This is a genomic window from Neolewinella lacunae (assembly GCF_014349155.1).
GTDB lineage: Bacteria > Bacteroidota > Bacteroidia > Chitinophagales > Saprospiraceae > Neolewinella > Neolewinella lacunae.
The window spans coordinates 38,576-55,729 of record NZ_JACSIT010000034.1; the positions used below are offsets into that span (position 1 = coordinate 38,576).

The 17,154-nt window shown below is 61.2% G+C and carries 14 protein-coding genes; 7 read left to right on the forward strand and 7 right to left on the reverse strand.

Features of this window, described 5'->3' with window-relative positions; genetic code table 11:
• Positions 1 to 336: 336 nt before the first annotated feature.
• Positions 337 to 1,065 carry an SIR2 family NAD-dependent protein deacylase gene (locus H9S92_RS00645; RefSeq protein ID WP_187464798.1) on the reverse strand — a complete coding sequence of 243 codons (729 nt, stop codon included), beginning with the start codon at positions 1,063 to 1,065 and terminating at the stop codon, positions 337 to 339.
• Positions 1,066 to 1,073: 8 nt separating this feature from the next.
• Positions 1,074 to 1,835, reverse strand: a complete 762-nt coding sequence (locus tag H9S92_RS00650) for an enoyl-CoA hydratase/isomerase family protein (RefSeq protein ID WP_187464799.1) — start codon at positions 1,833 to 1,835, stop codon at positions 1,074 to 1,076.
• A 209-nt stretch (positions 1,836 to 2,044) separates the two neighbouring features.
• Here H9S92_RS00650 and H9S92_RS00655 point away from each other — a divergent pair, with 209 nt between their 5' ends.
• Both H9S92_RS00655 and H9S92_RS00660 read left to right on the forward strand, forming a co-directional pair.
• Complete coding sequence (locus H9S92_RS00655) at positions 2,045 to 3,733, forward strand: septal ring lytic transglycosylase RlpA family protein (protein ID WP_187464800.1); 1,689 nt, start codon at positions 2,045 to 2,047, stop codon at positions 3,731 to 3,733.
• Between the two features lie 228 nt (positions 3,734 to 3,961).
• Positions 3,962 to 4,888 carry a bestrophin family protein gene (locus H9S92_RS00660; RefSeq protein WP_187464801.1) on the forward strand — a complete coding sequence of 309 codons (927 nt, stop codon included), beginning with the start codon at positions 3,962 to 3,964 and terminating at the stop codon, positions 4,886 to 4,888.
• Positions 4,889 to 5,000: 112 nt separating this feature from the next.
• On the opposite strand, the gene aat is transcribed toward H9S92_RS00660, so the two are convergent.
• The 3 genes from aat to H9S92_RS00675 are packed head-to-tail and all read right to left on the reverse strand — an operon-like array spanning position 5,001 to position 6,492.
• The gene (gene aat / locus H9S92_RS00665) at positions 5,001 to 5,684 is read right to left on the reverse strand and encodes a leucyl/phenylalanyl-tRNA--protein transferase (protein ID WP_187464802.1); all 684 of its coding nucleotides are present in this window, start codon (positions 5,682 to 5,684) and stop codon (positions 5,001 to 5,003) included.
• A gap of 5 nt (positions 5,685 to 5,689) precedes the next feature.
• Positions 5,690 to 5,983: an ATP-dependent Clp protease adaptor ClpS gene (locus tag H9S92_RS00670; RefSeq protein ID WP_187464803.1), complete on the reverse strand. Its 294-nt coding sequence runs from the start codon at positions 5,981 to 5,983 to the stop codon at positions 5,690 to 5,692.
• Between the two features lie 41 nt (positions 5,984 to 6,024).
• Positions 6,025 to 6,492 carry a redoxin domain-containing protein gene (locus tag H9S92_RS00675; RefSeq protein ID WP_187464804.1) on the reverse strand — a complete coding sequence of 156 codons (468 nt, stop codon included), beginning with the start codon at positions 6,490 to 6,492 and terminating at the stop codon, positions 6,025 to 6,027.
• Between the two features lie 242 nt (positions 6,493 to 6,734).
• On the opposite strand from H9S92_RS00675, the gene H9S92_RS00680 reads away from it, so the two are divergent.
• Both H9S92_RS00680 and H9S92_RS00685 read left to right on the forward strand, forming a co-directional pair.
• Positions 6,735 to 7,577, forward strand: coding sequence for a DMT family transporter (locus H9S92_RS00680; RefSeq protein WP_246463569.1), 843 nt, complete (start codon positions 6,735 to 6,737; stop codon positions 7,575 to 7,577).
• 69 nt (positions 7,578 to 7,646) lie between these two features.
• Positions 7,647 to 8,474, forward strand: a complete 828-nt coding sequence (locus H9S92_RS00685; RefSeq protein ID WP_187464805.1) for a mechanosensitive ion channel family protein — start codon at positions 7,647 to 7,649, stop codon at positions 8,472 to 8,474.
• A 102-nt stretch (positions 8,475 to 8,576) separates the two neighbouring features.
• Here H9S92_RS00685 and H9S92_RS00690 read toward each other — a convergent pair whose 3' ends face one another.
• Entirely contained in the window at positions 8,577 to 9,206 is a 630-nt protein-coding gene (locus tag H9S92_RS00690; protein WP_187464806.1) for a hypothetical protein, read from the reverse strand.
• Between the two features lie 116 nt (positions 9,207 to 9,322).
• Here H9S92_RS00690 and H9S92_RS00695 point away from each other — a divergent pair, with 116 nt between their 5' ends.
• The gene (locus H9S92_RS00695; RefSeq protein ID WP_187464807.1) at positions 9,323 to 9,691 is read left to right on the forward strand and encodes a YraN family protein; all 369 of its coding nucleotides are present in this window, start codon (positions 9,323 to 9,325) and stop codon (positions 9,689 to 9,691) included.
• Between the two features lie 2 nt (positions 9,692 to 9,693).
• On the opposite strand, the gene H9S92_RS00700 is transcribed toward H9S92_RS00695, so the two are convergent.
• Positions 9,694 to 10,512, reverse strand: coding sequence for a 2,3,4,5-tetrahydropyridine-2,6-dicarboxylate N-succinyltransferase (locus H9S92_RS00700; protein WP_187464808.1), 819 nt, complete (start codon positions 10,510 to 10,512; stop codon positions 9,694 to 9,696).
• Between the two features lie 191 nt (positions 10,513 to 10,703).
• On the opposite strand from H9S92_RS00700, the gene H9S92_RS00705 reads away from it, so the two are divergent.
• Both H9S92_RS00705 and H9S92_RS00710 read left to right on the forward strand, forming a co-directional pair.
• Positions 10,704 to 16,193 (forward strand): CHAT domain-containing protein, encoded by a 5,490-nt coding sequence (locus H9S92_RS00705; RefSeq protein ID WP_187464809.1) that lies wholly within the window; start codon positions 10,704 to 10,706, stop codon positions 16,191 to 16,193.
• A gap of 204 nt (positions 16,194 to 16,397) precedes the next feature.
• A complete protein-coding gene (locus tag H9S92_RS00710; RefSeq protein ID WP_187464810.1) occupies positions 16,398 to 17,129 on the forward strand; it encodes a DUF4197 domain-containing protein in 732 nt (243 codons plus the stop codon).
• Positions 17,130 to 17,154 lie beyond the last annotated feature (25 nt).

Genomic DNA, 17,154 nt, shown 5'->3' on the forward strand with positions numbered 1-17,154 from the left:
CCACGTGGCCACCCTTTCGGCCAGATCAGTTCTTGAAGATGATAGCAGCCCCATTTGTTCGGTGTCGGGATGACTTAATTTTACCATGCTACCCCCCTTTTTTGTGGTTTGGTCGCCAAAGAATGCGTTTGGCTTCGCTTTTTGCAAGCCTGGCTGGCGGACCGAAAATAAGGCCCAGCCACTTACCCTGGTATGCGCGCGTGATTTATATTTTTCCTATCCCCCCCCGGCTCGTGGGCAAGGGGCTGCGCAAAACCCGGAGAACGTTCCTGGGGAATAGCGCTGATTCACTATTAAAAATTGTGTTATGCGCACAAAATCAACAGTTTGCGTTTTTTAGCCTGGTGGCAACCACTCGTTCATCCGTTGCATCACCACTTCCATTCCCGCGCTTCCGCCCATTTCCAGCAGGTGGATATTTCGGCGCCGGCGCAGTTCATGACTGATGGTTGGTCGGGGGTCGATGTAGATGATGGGCGCGTCCGCAGGTGCATAGTCCACCAGGCCAGCGGCGGGATAAACCTGCATGGACGTCCCGATGATGAGCAACAGATCGGCCGCCGCCACCGTCTGAGCAGCGCGGGGGATTTCGGGCACCTCTTCACCGAACCAGACGATGTGGGGCCGGAGCTGGTTGCCCTTGTCGTCGGTATCGCCCAGGTTTAAGTCGCCCGTCCAGGGCAGGATGGGCCAGTCGGCATTGACCGGGCGTACTTTTTTAAGCTCGCCGTGGAGGTGGATGATGTTGGTGCTTCCCGCTCTTTCGTGCAGGTCATCAATGTTTTGGGTGACGATGTGGACGTCGTAATCTTTTTCCAGCGCGGCGAGGAGTTGGTGGCCCCGGTTGGGCTGGACGGTGAGGAGTTGGGCGCGGCGCAGGTTATAGAAATTGAGGACGAGGGAGGGATCGCGGTAAAAACCCTGGGGGCTGGCCACGTCCTCCACGCGGTGGTTTTCCCAGAGGCCATCGCTGGCCCGGAAGGTGGGGATGCCCGATTCGGCGGAGACCCCAGCACCGGTGAGGACCACAATTTTTTTCCTTTCGCGCAGCGGTTTAGCGGACATAGGAGGGCTTATTTACCTTTGAATTTGGCCAAAGCGGCGCGGGCCTCGGGGGTCAAGACCAGTTTACCCGAAACTTCCGCCCTTTCTTCCAGGAGTTTGGGCCAGTGGCTGGTGCCGTGCCAGAGGGTGGTTTTGAGTTGGCTGGATGCCTGGGGGCTGTAGGTGGCCAGCTTAGTGGCCAGGGCTTCGGCGGCGGCGTACATTTCCTGGGGGGTGGCGAAGACGCGCTGGTAGAGGCCCGCAGCTTTGGCCCAGTGGGCATCGTGCCACTCGGCGTCCAGGCTGAGTTCAGCGGCGGCGGCGGTGCCCATCTTGCGGATCAGGGCGGGGAGAATCACGAACGGGCCGATGGCAATGGCCAATTCGCTCAGTTTGATGCTGGCCGCTTCGGTGGCCAGGCAGTAGTCCGCCGCAGCGGCTATCCCGACTCCCCCGCCGATGGCTTTGCCCTGCACGGCAACGACGATCGGCTTGGGGCAGCGGCGCATGGCCAGGATGAGGTTGGCAAAACCCATGAAAAAGGCCCGCCCCCCGCGTTCGTCCTGGATGGTGAGCAGTTCATCGAAGTTGGCTCCGGCGCAGAAGGTACCCTCCCCCTGGCTGCGCAGCAGGATGCAGCGGGTGTCTTCGTCGTCTCCCGCCGCGTCAATCGCTGCAACGGTAGCCGTCAGTTGCCCCGCCGGGAAACTGTTGTGCGCCGGGTGCCCGAAGGTGATGGTCCGGACGCCGGTAGGATGTAAGATGCTGGAGAGTTCGCCACTTGCTTTCATGGGGGCGAAGATAAGGTAAAGCCCCGCCGTGGCCCAGTTGCCTTCGGAGGCCGCCCCACGTAATTTTCGTCGTTTCCGTACCGTTTAGCATTATTCGCTCTGCCAGCAGGAAGCCACGGAACATTTCAGCTCCGGGTCCACATTTAAAATGTACACATGCACGAAAATGCGCTGCGCGGGCTTATTTTACCGGCCGTTAATCCCAAATTATGCACGTTTTTACACTGAATCGAACACTGCTCATCTGTTTATTTGTCTTGCAATCCGGTTTTTCCCTCCAGGCCCAGAAAATGGAGGGGATCGCCAGTTTTTACGGCGACCGCTTTGACGGGAAAAATACCAGCACGGGCGAGACCTTTCGCCAAAAACTGTACTCTGCGGCCAGCAACGACTTTGCCTGGGGGACCATCCTGGAGGTGACCAACGTAGAAAACGGTAAACAAACCCAGGTGCGGGTCAATGACTGCGGCCCGCACAGCCGGGGCCGGATCATTGACCTGAGTAAGGCGGCGGCCAAGGACCTCGGTTTCATCAAGCAAGGCGAGGCCAAGGTGCGCTTGCGCGTGGTGCGCGACAGCGACGCCGGGCCAACCTGCGGGCGCTCCGCCTGGGCCAAAAAACTGAAAGCGGCGGGCAAGCCCATCCCCCCTCCTCCACCGGCCTGGGACCCCAAAGAAACGGCCGAACTAAAGAACGCCGCGCTCTTCGTAGTCCCGGAACCTAAAATTTTGGACCTCGGGCCGCTGCCAGCGGGAGCCGTTGAAGGCATGGCCACCTACTACGCCGATCGCTTCGACGGCCGGCCCACCAGTACGGGCGAGACCTACGATAAGGACGCGCTTACCACGGCCAGCAAAACTTATCCCTACGGCACCGTCCTTCTGGTTACCAACGTAGTGAACGGCAAACAAGTGGAAGTGCGGGTCAACGATTGCGGGCCCCACAGCCCGGAACGTATTTTAGAACTCAGTCGCGCGGCAGCGGCCCGGATCGATATGCTTTCGGCCGGTACTGCGGCGGTACGGGCCACGGTAGTAAAGATGGGCACCGATGGCCCCACCTGCAACCGCGCGGATTGGGCCAAAGCCAGGCAGGAAGCCGCCGCACCGGCCACTACGCCCACCCCCTCTGGCCAGGTACAGCCACCACCCCCTACCGTCCCCGGAGCCAAAGCTGCCACCACGCCCCCCAAAACTGCGCCCGCCAAACCAGCTCCCGCCCAGCCTGCCCCCGCAGATGTCCCCACCGTCATGATTTACGGCATCCAGGTAGGCGCGTACGGCAGCGAAGTCAACGCCGATCGGGTGGTTAAAGAGCTGGCGGATAAAGGCTTCTCTGCGGGTTACGCCCAGCGCAAAGACAACCTGAGCCGCGTCTACGTCGGTAAATACCCCACCGAAGCGGAAGCCGAAAAGGCCTTGGCCGACGTCCAAAAGGCGGGATACCCCAAAGCTGCGGTGAAGGAAGTGTCCGTCCCCGCCAACCAGGTGAGCTTCCCCATCCCCGCCCGGACCAGCAGCCCGGCCCAGGCGACCAAGCCAGCTACGCCCGCCAGCCAACAGCCTAAGCAAGCAACGCCCGCCAATCAGCCAACCACCTACGGCAGCACCGTCCAGCCACCGCAGCCCGCTCCCCTGCCCAGCCCCAGCGTTCCGCAGTACGATCCTACGGACATCCTCTTCGGCGTACAAATCGGCACCTTCACCACCCAGGCCAATGCCGATAAGGCCATGGTGGGCCTGCGGGCAAAAGGATTCACGGAAGTGTACAGTGCCCGGGTCGATAAAAAGTACCGGGTATTTGCGGGCAAATTTTTCTTCCAGCACCAGGCCGAAGAAGAAAAGACCAGATTGCGCGAGGCGGGGTTCAATGACGCCGTGGTCCGGCGCGTCCAGTAAACATCAGGCACTCACCAGCGAGAGCAGCAGTGCAGGCGTAATCAGCAGAAGGATGATGACGAGTAATCGCCAGGTTTTTGCCGTAGTATTCATGCGGGTATTTACGTTGGCGCTTACCCCTAAGTTACTTTCCAATGACCATTTAAACCTTTGCTAACGCTCCGTTGTCTAGCCTTAACGCCCGTTTAACGACGGCGGGCCAACGCACACTTCCCCCAATCTCCAGCGATGATTCTTTACAAAACCAACGGCGACTGGTTCGGCGACATCCGTCACCTCTTCACATCCTACACGATGCAGAAGATCGTGCGCTCGGTCATCGGAATAGGGATTTACGCAGCCGTCTTCGTGTGGCTGGTGGAATTTTTCCGGTTGGAGGATTTTCTGGTGATGGACACGATGATGTTTTCGCTGCTGGGGGTGATCCTTTCCTTGTTCCTGGGCTTCCGGACCAACACGGCTTACGACCGCTGGTGGGAGGCCCGCAAGCAGTGGGGGGCTTTGGTCAACAACTGCCGCAACCTGGCCATCTACGTGGACAGCATGTGGCCTGAATCCGATACCGGCATCCGCCGCTTCATGGCCAAGCACATCGCCAACTTTTGCATCGGCCTGGCCTGGCATCTCCGGGCGGGGGTGGATCTGGATAAACTCGTCTACCTTAGCCCCGAGGAAGAAGCCTACTACAAAACCAAAGACCACGTTCCCAACTTCATTGCCCTGCGCATCTTCCAACGCATTGCTGCGGCACACCGGGACGGGACGATCAGCGAGGGCGACTACCTCAACATCAAGGCCCAGCACCAGAGTTTGCTCGATATCCTCGGGGCCTGCGAACGCATCAAGAAAACGCCCATCCCCTTCAGCTACAACGTCTACCTCAAACTCTTCATCTCCGCCTACGGCCTGCTGCTGCCCTGTGGTTTGCAGGAAAGTTTTGGCTGGACAACCGTGCCGCTGACCATGCTCGTCTTTTTTGCGCTGCTGGGCATCGAACTGATGGGTGAAGAAATTGAAGATCCCTTCGGCCTGGATTGTAATGACCTCCCGACGGGAGACATTGCCCACACCATCAAGCGCAACGTCTTCGAAATCCTGGAAGACCGTACGCCCGCCGACCGGGAAAACAAAGAACTGTACACCAAGGTCTTTTGAGGCCCAGACGGGTTTTCTCAAGCGAAAGGGCTTCGCTGCTCGCAAGGGCATTCCTTGCTCCTTACGACGGCCCCCGCACCTGCGGCCGCGCCCCGTTCCCCGCTGCCGGTCTTCACCCCCAAGGGCCCTGCTCGGTTGTTTCCCCGCCGAGCGGTTCGAGGTGATCGAGGAACTGCTGGCGGGTGATGGGCTGCCCCCCGAGGCTGCGCAGGTGCTGGGTTTCCTGCTGGCAATCGATGAGGCGGTAGCCGCGCTCCCGCAAGCGATGGACGAGGGTGATGAAGCCAAATTTGCTGGCGTTGGAGCGGTACTGGAACATGCTCTCCCCGAAGAACACCCTCCCGAGGGCCAAGCCGTAGAGCCCCCCCACCAATTCTTCCCCTTCGTAAACCTCCACGCTGTGGGCCAGGCCCATTTCGTGGAGTTTAACGTAGCTGGCAATGAGGTCTTTGGTGATCCAACTGCCCCACTGCCCGGGCCGGAAGCGCTGTTTGCACTCCTGCATAACCCGTTCAAACTGGGTATCGTAACGGACGGTAAACTTACGCTGGTTGAAGTAAGGCCGCATGCTTTTGCTGACCTTCAGTTCCGCAGGAAAAAGCACGAAGCGGGGGTCGGGGTGCCACCAAAGTATGGGTTCCCCCTCACTGAACCAGGGAAAATAGCCGAGCTGGTAGGCGTAGATCAGGCGCTGGGGGGAGAGGTCGCCGCCGAAACAGGCGGGTCCGTTGCCACTGGTCTGGAGAGGATCTGGAAAAAGTTCGGGAAATCGTGGGTCGAGGCGAAACAGGGGCATGCCGTTTAGCGTCCTTCGATCACGGCGGATAAACCGCGGTCCACGAGGGCCTCCCGTTTGGGCCGTAACTCCGCCATGGCGGCAGACTTTACGGTTGCCTTGCCTTTAAAGTGGATCAATAGCGCCAGTTGCTCGCTTTGGGCGGAGCTGTGACCGAGGATTTCGATGAAGCTTTTCATCACCCAGTCAAAGGTATTGTGGTCGTCGTTGTACACGATCAGGTCGGCGGGGTCGCCGGTCCCGATGTCGATGTCTTCTTCGAGCAATACGTCTTCCTGTCCGTCGTGCGCGTGCAGCATACCTGTTATCCGTGGTAAATTTCCTATTGCCTGAGAAACGGCTACAGCGCAGCCAAAGTTTCCCGGATGGCCGTAAAGTTAGGCAAATCCCCGGCAGAATCCAGCACTTCGGCGTAGCGGATAACCCCTTCGCTGTCTACTACGAAGGCGGAGCGTTTGGATACGCCCTCCATGCCGAAGACGAAAGTATCGTAGAGGGAACCGTAGGCGCGGCTGACGTCTTTATTAAAATCGCTCAGCAGGGGGAAGTTGAGGGATTCGCTTTCCTTGAACTTGGCCAGGGTGAAGGGGGAATCTACGCTGATGGCCAGCACATCGGTGTTCATGCCATTGAAGTCGGCCAGCGCATCGCGCATGGTGCACATCTCTGCGGTGCAAACGCCGGTGAAGGCCAGGGGAAAGAACAAGACCACCACGTTTTTGCCGGCGTAATCGCTCAGGCTGACGGGCTGGGTATCGGAGGCGTGGAGGGTAAAGAGTGGGGCTTTGTCGCCAGCTTTCAGGGCCATGTTGGATGCTAGATTAATGGATTGTAGTGGATACACAGCCGGCGGAAAATTGTTGACCTCCGCCACTGGAAAACCCGGTAGAGTGTGGCAAAAAAAATCGCCCGCCGGGGTACTACTTTTGCCCCGCCGCCCTGCCCCGGGGAGGAGCGGCAACCATTCTCCCGCCCCTCAGAACTCCCGCCGCCATCAAGCCTGCTTATTCCGATTCCCGCGCCTACGTAGAACTCCACCTCACGGTTGTATTGTGGGGCTTTACCGCCATTCTGGGCGACCTCATCCAGCTTTCGGCCCTGCCCCTGGTATGGTGGCGGGTTCTGCTGACCAGCCTGAGTTTGGTGGCCTTCGTGCGGGTGGGCAAAATGGTGCGCGAGCTGGGCCGCCGGCAGCTCCTTGTCTTTACGGGCATCGGCATTCTGGTAGCTGCTCACTGGGTGACTTTTTACGGAGCCATTAAGCTGGCCAACGCCAGCGTGGCGCTCATCTGCCTGGCCACCACTTCCCTTTTTTCGAGTATGCTGGAGCCCTTGATCGTCCGGCGGCCCTTCAATTGGTACGAGTTGTTGCTGGGCCTGTTCATACTTCCGGGCATCTGGCTGGTCATCGATGGAGTAGAAGCAGGGATGAACCAGGGCGTGATCATCGGCTTGGTATCGGCCCTGCTGGTGTCTGTTTTCACCTCCCTCAATAAGCGCTACGTGGATAAGACCGACCCGCTGCGCATTACCTTCGTGGAACTGGCGGCGGCAACGGTTTTTCTTACGCCTTTTCTGCTCCTCCTCGGCTCAAACGGGTTCTGGCCGACGCCCCTGGACTGGGTTTACCTGATTGTGCTGGCCCTGCTTTGTACGACCCTGACCAACATTCTTTTCCTGCGGGCGCTCACCCGCCTCTCCGCCTTTGCGGCCAACCTGACGGTTAACCTCGAACCCGTCTATGGCATCTTTCTCGCCTATTTCCTGCTGGACGACGCCCAGGAGTTGACGCCCAGGTTTTACCTCGGTACGCTGCTCATCCTCATCGCCGTTTTTGGCTACGCCGCCGTCAAGCGCTGGTTCCGCCTGCGGGGTACGGTACCACGGGGATAAATGGCCGTGGCGGACCGGAACTCCGCCCCCCGGCAACACTGTGTACCAACAAGATTATACCTTTGCGGCATGGAAAAAACTGCCTTTGATACCTACCTGGAAACTGCCGGGACAATGATCATCGAATACGCGCCCAAGGTAGCGGCCGCCCTGGTCATCCTGCTCGTGGGTTTCCGGATCATCAACCGCCTGGTGCGGCTGGCGGTCCGGTCAATGGCGGCCCACCGGATGGGTTCGGACCTGGCGCCGTTCCTCGGTTCGGTCATCGGCATCGGGCTTAAAATCATGCTGTTGTTTACCGTCGCGGGCGTGTTGGGCATTGACGTGGCGTCTTTCGTGGCGGTGCTGGCTGCGGCGGGTTTTGCCGTGGGCCTCGCCCTGCAGGGCAGCCTCAGCAATTTCGCGGCGGGCATCATCATCGTCCTTTTCCGTCCCTACCGGGTGGGCGACTGGATCCAGGTGCCCGGCGAATTTTTCGGACAGGTAGAGGAAGTCCAGATTTTCAACACCGTTTTGGCGACGCCGGGTAAGAAAACCCTCATCGTTCCCAACAGCGAAGTGATCAGTGGCGTCGTCACCAACTACAGCCGCAAGGGCCACATCCGCCTCGAACTTACCGTTTTGATGGGCTACGCCGAAAGTTTCCCCCGCATCAAGGCCATCATTCTGGAAAGCCTGCGGGGCATTGACCTCATCCTGCAAGACCCTCCCCCTCAGGTGGGCATCGAGTCTTACGACAGCCACAACCTCATCATCGCCGTGCGGCCGTTCGTGCGGCCCGATGACTTCTGGCTGGCCACGTTTGCCGTCAACGAGGCCATCAAAGCCGCCCTTTCGGCCAACCAGGTGAAAATGGCCTACAGCGAAGGGGTCGAGCTGGGCGACATCGGCAACTGATCATTTTTTGGCTGCGCAGTAAATTCCGCCGGGCGCGGCCGCAGGTGCAAGGCCCGGGACCCGGAGCAAGGGAAGTTCCCAGCCGCAGGATAATCCCCCATCCTAAAAATTATAGTTGATGCCCGTGCGGAACTGATACGGGCTGTCTCCGATCCGGTCCGCCTGCGTAAGCCGAAAGAGGATCAGGATTTCGAAGCCCGTCAGGCCCGGTCCGCCGCCCTGGCTGATGCCGCCTCCCAGAAAAGGGATGGCGCGGGTGCTGCGCAGGGGGTCGCCGTTGATGTCGAAGCTGTTTACCTCGCTGAGCAGGCTGTATTCGGCGTGGGCAAAAAAGGTGAACCCGATCTTCGCCCGGGCGAAAGCTCCGGCAGACCAGGTCCAGTACTTGGCCTTAAAATCGGGGACTCCGCCGCCCAGGGTTTGCCGGTAGGCATTGTAAGCGAAGCTGCCCCGTGGTCCTACGCTAAAAATGTTATTGATCTTGTAGCCCACAATCGGGGAAAGGCCGATCTGAAAAATGCTCTCAAAATTATTGGAGAAAAAGCCGAGTTGAGCTCCTGCGCCGTACCACAGTTGGCCGCCGAAGCTGCCGCCGTTGTCGCTTACCTGGCCGTTCCGGTCTTGGTTGTAGTAGTCCAGGTCGCGCTGGGCTTCCCGCTCTTCGGTCGTTTGGGCGCTTAAGGGGAGCGCAACGGCGCAGAGTACGAGGAGAAGGAGTAGTTGCTTGAGCATGGGTATTTTGTCGTTTGTTGCAAAGATAACGGAGGGCCTTAGCACGGAGTTTAACCTTAAGATTTCGCTAACCTCGGGTGTTGGGTGAACGACGTTTCGCGCCTATCTTCGTCCGGATGACGGATCGTAAAAAAACGGGCATAATCGGCGAAGCCATTGCCCGTGAGCACCTGGAGGCCCTGGGCTACACCATTGAGGTGGCCGGCTACCGTTACCGGCGGGTGGAGTTGGACCTCGTTGCCCGCCTGGGGGAGTGCCTGGTGTTTGTGGAGGTAAAAACCCGCCGTGGCCTGGACTACGGGCATCCCTCGGCGGCGGTCTCCCCGGCGAAGGAGAAAAACATCTGCCGGGCGGCGGCGGCCTACCTGGAGGAAGTCAACCACACCTGGGAGATCCGTTTTGACATCATTGCCATCCTGCTGCACCCCGACGGCAGCCACGCCCTGGAGCACATCGAAGACGCCTTTTTTCCCGGCCTGTTCTGACCTTACACCGCCACGTCGTGCTCCCGCAGGGCCTGGTTGAGGCTGGTTTTTTTGTCGGTGCTCTCCTTACGCTGCCCGATAATGAGGGCGCAGTTGACCTGGTAATCCCCGGCGGGGAAAGTCTTGGTGTAACTGCCGGGGATGACGACGGAGCGGGGTGGCACGTAGCCGCGGTGGATGACGGGTTCGGCACCGGTTACGTCGATGATGTGGGTACTTTTTGTCAGCACCACGTTGGCCCCCAGCACTGCCTCGTGGCCTACCCGCACGCCTTCCACGATGATGGAGCGGGAGCCGATAAAGCAATCGTCTTCAACGATCGTGGGGGTTGCCTGGAGCGGCTCCAGTACGCCGCCGATACCGACGCCGCCACTGAGGTGGACGTTGCGGCCGATCTGGGCACAGCTGCCCACGGTGGCCCAGGTATCGACCATCGTCCCACCGCCTACCCAGGCACCGATGTTGACGTAGCTCGGCATCATGATGACCCCGCTTTCCAGGTACGCGCCGTAGCGGGCAACGGCCGGCGGAACTACCCGGACTCCCTGGGCGGCGTAATCTTTTTTGAGGGCCATCTTATCGTGAAATTCGAAGGGGCCCAGCTCAATCGTTTCCATTTGCCGGATGGGGAAGTAGAGCACTACGGCCTTCTTGATCCACTCATTGGCCTGCCAGGATCCATCGGGGGTCGGTTCGGCGACGCGGAGGCGGCCTTTGTCCAGCGCTTCGATGACTTCGTTGATGGCGGCCTGGGTGGCGGGGTCTTTGAGGAGTTCGCGTTGTTCCCAGGCGGCTTCGATGCGGGCTTGTGCGTCTTGCATGGCGTTGATTTTTTTTTGCGGGGCGAAGATAGTACCTGGCTCCTCCACCGCTCTATGTCTTGACTCCCCCCTTCGGGGGGCCGGGGGGGAGTACCTGCGGCCGCGCCCGATACTTATGGCTGAACTACCCAAGCTCTGCGGGTTAGAACGTATCTTTAAGCCCCCCTTCCTAGTTGATTTGCTCTTTCCCTATGAAAAAAACGTACCGTTGCACCGGTCGGCCGTGGGTATGCTTGCTGCTGCTATTTCTGGCGGGGCCCTTGCTGGCCCAAACCCCGGAATCCCTGCTGGCCGCCGAGGAATACGCGGCGGCGGCGCAGGCATTTTCCGCCCGCGGAGCGCGGCCCGATCACCTGGCGGCGGGGGAAGCCTGGCTGAAAATCGACTCTTTTGACCGGGCCAGGGACGCCCTGCACCGCGCCGTGGCGGGGGCCAGCGACAGCCTGAGCGGACTGGCCTGGCACAAGATAGGCCTGAGCCATTACTACGAATTTGACGATGCTGCGGCCAGCACCGCCTACCTGAAGGCCATTGCCGTACGCGACCGGATTTTCCCCGCCGACCACCTTGACCGTGCGCACACGCGCAGCAACCTGGCCGGCTCCTACCTCTTTCTGGGCAAGGTCGATTCCGCCGGCCTCCTCCTGCGCGAAGCCATTGACATTTACGCCGCCGCACCGCAGTCCGACACCCTGAACTGGCTGCGCAGCCTGATCGACCTGATGAACGTCTCGGTCCACCTGCGCGATTACCAGGTGGGCGTCAGCTCCGCTGCCGCTGCCCTCGACCTGGAGGGCCGGGCACAGGACTTGCGACCGCGCGACCGACAGAGCACTTTCTACAGCGCGGCCCTGACCTACCTTACCTTCAGCCAGGCTACGGAGGCCCTGCCCTACGCCCAAAAAGCCCTCGCCATGGCGGAAGATTTACAGCGCCCGGAAGACGTCGTTCAGTCCCTCAACCTGTTGGCGGCCATCAGCGACCAGCGCGGGCGGACGGACGAGTACATTGCCTTCAGCGAGCGGGCGGTGCGGGTTTGCCGGGAGAACGACCTGGTTTCGGCGGAGCTGGGTCTGCTCTACTTCAACCTCGCCCGGGCCTACGGTGCGAAGGGGAATCTGGACAAAGCCTTCGCCAACGCCCGGTTGGCCGAAGCCATTTTGGTGGATGCGGAGCCCGACCGCTTACCCGGCCTGTACAGTGTCCGCGGCAGCCTGGAACTGCAGCGCGAGGCACCCGCCGCCGCCCTGGTGGCCCTCAATCACGGCTTGAGTCTGCTGCCCGGAGCCCGTCCTTTGGACGCCCTGCCCCGCCCCCTCCCCGATAGCCTGGAGGGCAACCTGCTGGAGGTGAGTGCCAACTTGCTGGGCGACCGCGCCAAAGTGCTGGCCCTCCTCGGCCGCCCTACCGAAGCCCTCCAGGATTACGCCCTCCTGTTTACCATCCACGATCTGCTGCGCGGGCGGGTAAGTACCGACGCCAGCCGCCGCTACCTGAGCAACAACCTGCGCCCGTTTTTCGACCGGGCCATCGACCTCCACGTAGCTGCCTACCGCCAGGACGGTTCGCCCGAGCACCTCTGGCGGGCTTTCCACCTCAGCGAACGCGCCAAGGCCTACAGCCTGCTCACCGCCCTCCAACGCGACCGCAACAGCATGCCCAAACGCGAGGCCGCCCTGCGCGCCCGCATCGCCGAACTGGAACGGCAGGCCAGTGCCAATGCTCACCAAAACAGCGCCTTAGAGGCCGCCCGCCTCCAATTGGATCGCCTGCTGCTGCTCGACAAAAACCGCCCGGTTACCACCACCCCAGCCTTGCCCGATAAAGATGAAATGCTGGCCCTGCTCCGCGCCCGGGGCAGCGACCTGATCGCCTACCACCTCGGGCAGGAAAACGGGCACCGCTTTATCCTGCGTCACGCAACGGGCGGCATTGAATGGGCGGCCGTTACGGACGTCGCCACGCTCGGCGAGCGCGTAGAACGGTGGCGGGCCGCGCTGGTAGGCAGCGCCTTTCGCCGTAAAAGCCTGCGCCCGGCTGCGGAGCAAATTGCGCTGGACCGCGCCTACCTCACGGAGGGGCTGGCCCTGAGCCGGGAACTCCTGAAAGGCACCGGGGCAGCCGCAGAAAAGGTGATTATCGTGCCCGATGGTGCCCTGAATTTCCTCCCCTTCGCTGCCCTGCCCCTGCGGGAGGCCCCTTTTCCGCTGGACTACGCTGCGCTGGATTATTTCCAGCGCGACCGGCAGATCAACTACGCCTATTCCGTCAGTTTCCTGGTGCGACTGGCTGGCGTGCCCCGTGCCACGTACGCCAGCAATGTGGTAGCTTTTGCCCCCGTTTTCAGGGGCGACGCGGCGATAGGTGGCATTACCCGGGCCAGCTTGCCGGAGCGGACCCGGCTGGGCGAGCGGGCCATTGCGGGCTTGCGCCCCCTGCGCCACAACCGCGAGGAGGTGGAAGCGATTGCCGGCATCATCCCCGGTACCCGCGTTTTGCTGGCCGCGGATGCCGACCGGGCCCACTTTCTGGAACTGATCGGGCAATCCCGCATTCTCCACCTTTCCACCCACGGCATGGTAGATGCCCTCGACCCGGGCCGCAGCTTCGTGGCCTTTTCCCAGCTCGGCGACAGCCTGGAGTTGGAGGAAATGCTCTACTTCAACGATCTCTACGCCCTGCCCCTCAACGTGGAGCTGGCCGTGCTTTCGGCCTGCGAAACCAGCCTGGGCCAGTACCTGCCCGGCGAAACGGCGCTCAGTCTGGCCAGTGCCTTCGCGGCGGCGGGAGCACGCAGCACCCTGACTACGCTGTGGCAGGTCGACGATGCCGCAACGAAAGACCTGATGGTCAGCTTCTACCAAGGCGTCATGCGCGGCCTCGACCGGGGGGCAGCCCTGGCCGAAGCCCAGGAAATTCACCGCCGGGGCACCGAGTACGCCCATCCATATTACTGGGCAGCGGTCACCCTCTACGGCGAGAGCGACCAACTGGAGCTTTCTTCCACTGAAAAGACTTTCCAAACCCGCTGGATAGGCCTGGTGGGCCTGGTGCTGGGCCTCTGCTTTATGGTGTGGCGGCGGCTTCGCTTCTTGTTCGTGCTGCTTCCTTTGCTGGGCAGTTTGGGCGCCGGAGCGCAGGATGCAGGGTTAGGGACGGAAGAGCAAAGCCAGGACCCCGTAGCCGTGGCAACCGCCAAACTGGCCTACGTGAAAGCGGCCGGCCAGGCAGCCAGCGATACCCTGGTACAACTGCTGCAAGAAGCGGTCGCAGTCCTGGAAAAAGCGCCGGCCCACCACCAGGACGAACTCGTAGACGCCTACGTGTGGCTGGCGGATAAGGCCGCAGGCTTACGCAACTACGATTTGGCGGAGAGTGCGCTGCAACTGGCCCTCCCGACCCTGCAAGCGGGAAAACTGGCACGCGGCAGGCGCTTCCAACTTTACCTCCTGGCCGCGGGTGCCCAAACGAAAATGTACAACTTCGAAGCATCCATCACCCTGAGCAAAAAAGCGGTGGAGCTGGCCAGTACCCCCAGGGAAAAGTTCGACGCCCTGAACCGCTACGCCTACGGCTACCTGGGGACGGACGACATCCCCCGGGCCCTGACCATTCTGGAGCAAGCGGTGGCCCTGGCCGATCAGCTGGACGCTAAGGACGTGGCGCGGGTGAGGAACAACCTGGGGATTCTGCAAACGGGCCAGGGAGACTGCGCCGCCGCGCTCCGGAATTTCACCGCCGCCATCGAGGGCTATACTGCCGGACGAGACCGTGCCCGGTGCTACCTTAACCGTAGCCAGTGCTACCTCAAAGATGGTGACCGCGCTGCGGCGTTGCGGGAAGTGGAACTCGCGCTGCGGGAGTTCATCCCAACCAGCCAAAAACCATCCCCCCTGGGCCAGATCCGCTACGACCAGGTGGAAGACCGCCGCGCCAACGAACTGATCCTGACGCTGCTGAGCGAACGTGGCCGGCTGCTCTTCGGCTTCGGGCGGGCCCCGGAGGCCATCGAAACCTACGCCCAGCAGTACCAGTTGCTGAAACTCGACCGTGAGGGGCTGCGCAGCGAAAACAGCCGCCGCATCCACAATGGCATCAACCGCTGGGCTTTTGACCGTATGGTGAGCTACGCCCTGGCCGCCGCGCAAAACGAACCCTCCGCCGGCTACTTTTGGGATGCCCTCTGGGCCAGCGACCTGGCCAGGGCCTACAGCCTGCAGCTTACGCAGGAAAGCGCCTCCCGCCAGCTCAGCGCCAGGGAAACCGAGTTGCTGCGCCGCATCGCCGCCCTGGAACGGGGCAATGCTGACCCCCGACAACTCAGTGCCGCCCGGCTGGAGCTGGAGCAGCAACGGCGCCTGCGCGATAAAAAAGGGCTGGCCGACCTGGCTCCGGCGGAGATCCGCACTTCCCTTCAGGACTACCTGCGGCGCGAAGCGGCCGAATTGTTGGTCTACCACGTTTCCGATACCGTTGCTTTTGCCCTGCACATCCGCACGGACGGGCAGACGGCAGCCTGGCGCATTGCTACCACCGACTCGCTGTTTCAACTCACCGAAGCATGGCGCAGCAGCATTCAGGAAGGCGCGTACCGCAAGAAATCCCTCCGCAGCGCTGCCGTGCAAGACAGCCTCGATGCTGCCTTTCTGCGCAATGGCCGGGCGCTGGCTACCATGCTCTTGCCCGAGCGCTTGTCTGCCCGCAAGCTGGTAGTTATACCCGACGGCCCGCTCAACTTCCTGCCTTTCGCCGCACTGCCCCTGGAAGAAGCCGGATTGCCCCTGGACTACCGTGCGCTCGCCTACCTCCACCACGGCCGTACGCTGCACGCCGCCTTTTCCGTCCGGTCCCTCCTCCGGCAGCGGACCCGCCCGCCGGTGGACAGCCCCTACGACCTGGTGGCCTTCGCGCCAGAGTTCTCCGGAAAAAGCGGGCCGCTGGCCCTGACGAACCAGATGCGTGCGGCCCAGGCGGGAACCGACAGTGCCGCTTTGCCTGGCTTGCTGCCCTTGCAATTCAACCGGGAGGAAGTAAAAACCATCGCCCGCCTGGTGGGCAAAAGCCGTACTTTCCTGGGGGAAGACGCCGACCGCGCCGCATTCCTGACCTCCGTAGGCTCAGCCCGCATCGTGCACCTCTCCAGCCACGGGATGGTCAACACCAACGATCCCAACCTCAGCTTCCTCGCTTTTTCCCAACGCGGAGACAGCCTCAATACGGAAGAACTGCTGTACTACAACGACCTTTACAGCCTGCCCCTCGACGTCGACCTTGCCGTGCTCTCCGCCTGCGAAACCAGCCTGGGACAATTGGCTCCCGGTGAGATGCCCCTCACCCTGGCCAGCGCCTTTGCCGAGGCCGGAGCCCGCAGTACGCTGACCAGCCTCTGGCAGGTGGATGACGCCGCCACCATGGAGTTGATGGTTCGCTTTTACCAGGAGTTAACGGAGGGAAAAGACCGCGTGACCGCCCTGACCACCGCGCGGGAGGCGCAACTCAAGTCGGAGGACTTCGGACATCCCTACTACTGGGCCGCCATGTCGCTGCAAGGAGATGAGGGACCTCTCTCTCTGGCGGAGCCCCGCGGGCTTGGGCACCTCCTTTTGCCGGTCGCAGGGGTTTGCGCCCTGCTGCTGGCCATCTGGGCCTGGTTCCGCCGCCGTCCCGGGCATCGGGCTTAGCTCCTTACAACTTCCCCCGCACCTGCGGCCGCGCCCGAATAAGCACCAGGGCTAGCACCGTGAGCAGCGTGGCGAACGACATTAGTGCTGCCAGCTGGTGGCAATTCCGTTACTTTTGCACCTAAACCAACGTCAAGAGGCCACGCCAAAGGCCCACGTGCACCGGGCCCGTGCCCGGCCGCGTTCACCAAAATCTCGATTCCCATGTTACGCAGATTGCTTTTCATTTCCCTGCCTTTCTTGTTTTTCGCCTGCACTACGCAGCAAATTAATGATACGCTGAACACCGTGCTGAGTGGCAACCTCAGTTCTGCCGACATTGCCAATGGCCTGAAGGAAGCCCTCCGCCAGGGTGCCCAGAAGGGCTCCAGCGAGCTCTCCGTTGAAGGCGGCTACTTTAACGACGTGGCCTACCGCATCCTCCTCCCCGAGGAAGTGCTCAAAGTTACCGACCGCCTGAAGGGGGTGCCGGGCTTCCAGAATCTGGAGGAAATCATCATCCGCAAGATCAACCAGGGCGCCGAAGATGCCGCGAAAACTGCCGGACCCATTTTCGTGGAGGCCATCCGGCAAATGACCATCCAGGACGCGCTGGGAATTCTGAAGGGCGACAACAACGCCGCGACTTCGTACCTCCAACGCACTACCTACCAAAACCTCTACAACGAGTTCAACCCCGTCATCAGCACTTCCCTCGATAAATTCGATGCCCAAAAGATCTGGGCCGACGCCGCCAACGCCTACAACAATTTCCCACTGACGCGGCAGCCCGTAAATACCAACCTGGCGGACCACGTCACCCAGCGCGCCCTCGAAGGTCTTTTCCGCAAGGTGGCGCTCGAAGAAGAAAACATCCGGCAAAACATCTCCGCCCGGAGCTCAGAGCTCCTGCGCCGGGTGTTTGCCCTGCAGGACGGGGAAAGGTCTGGCCAGTAAGCTAACTTCCTCTTAATTTGCCACC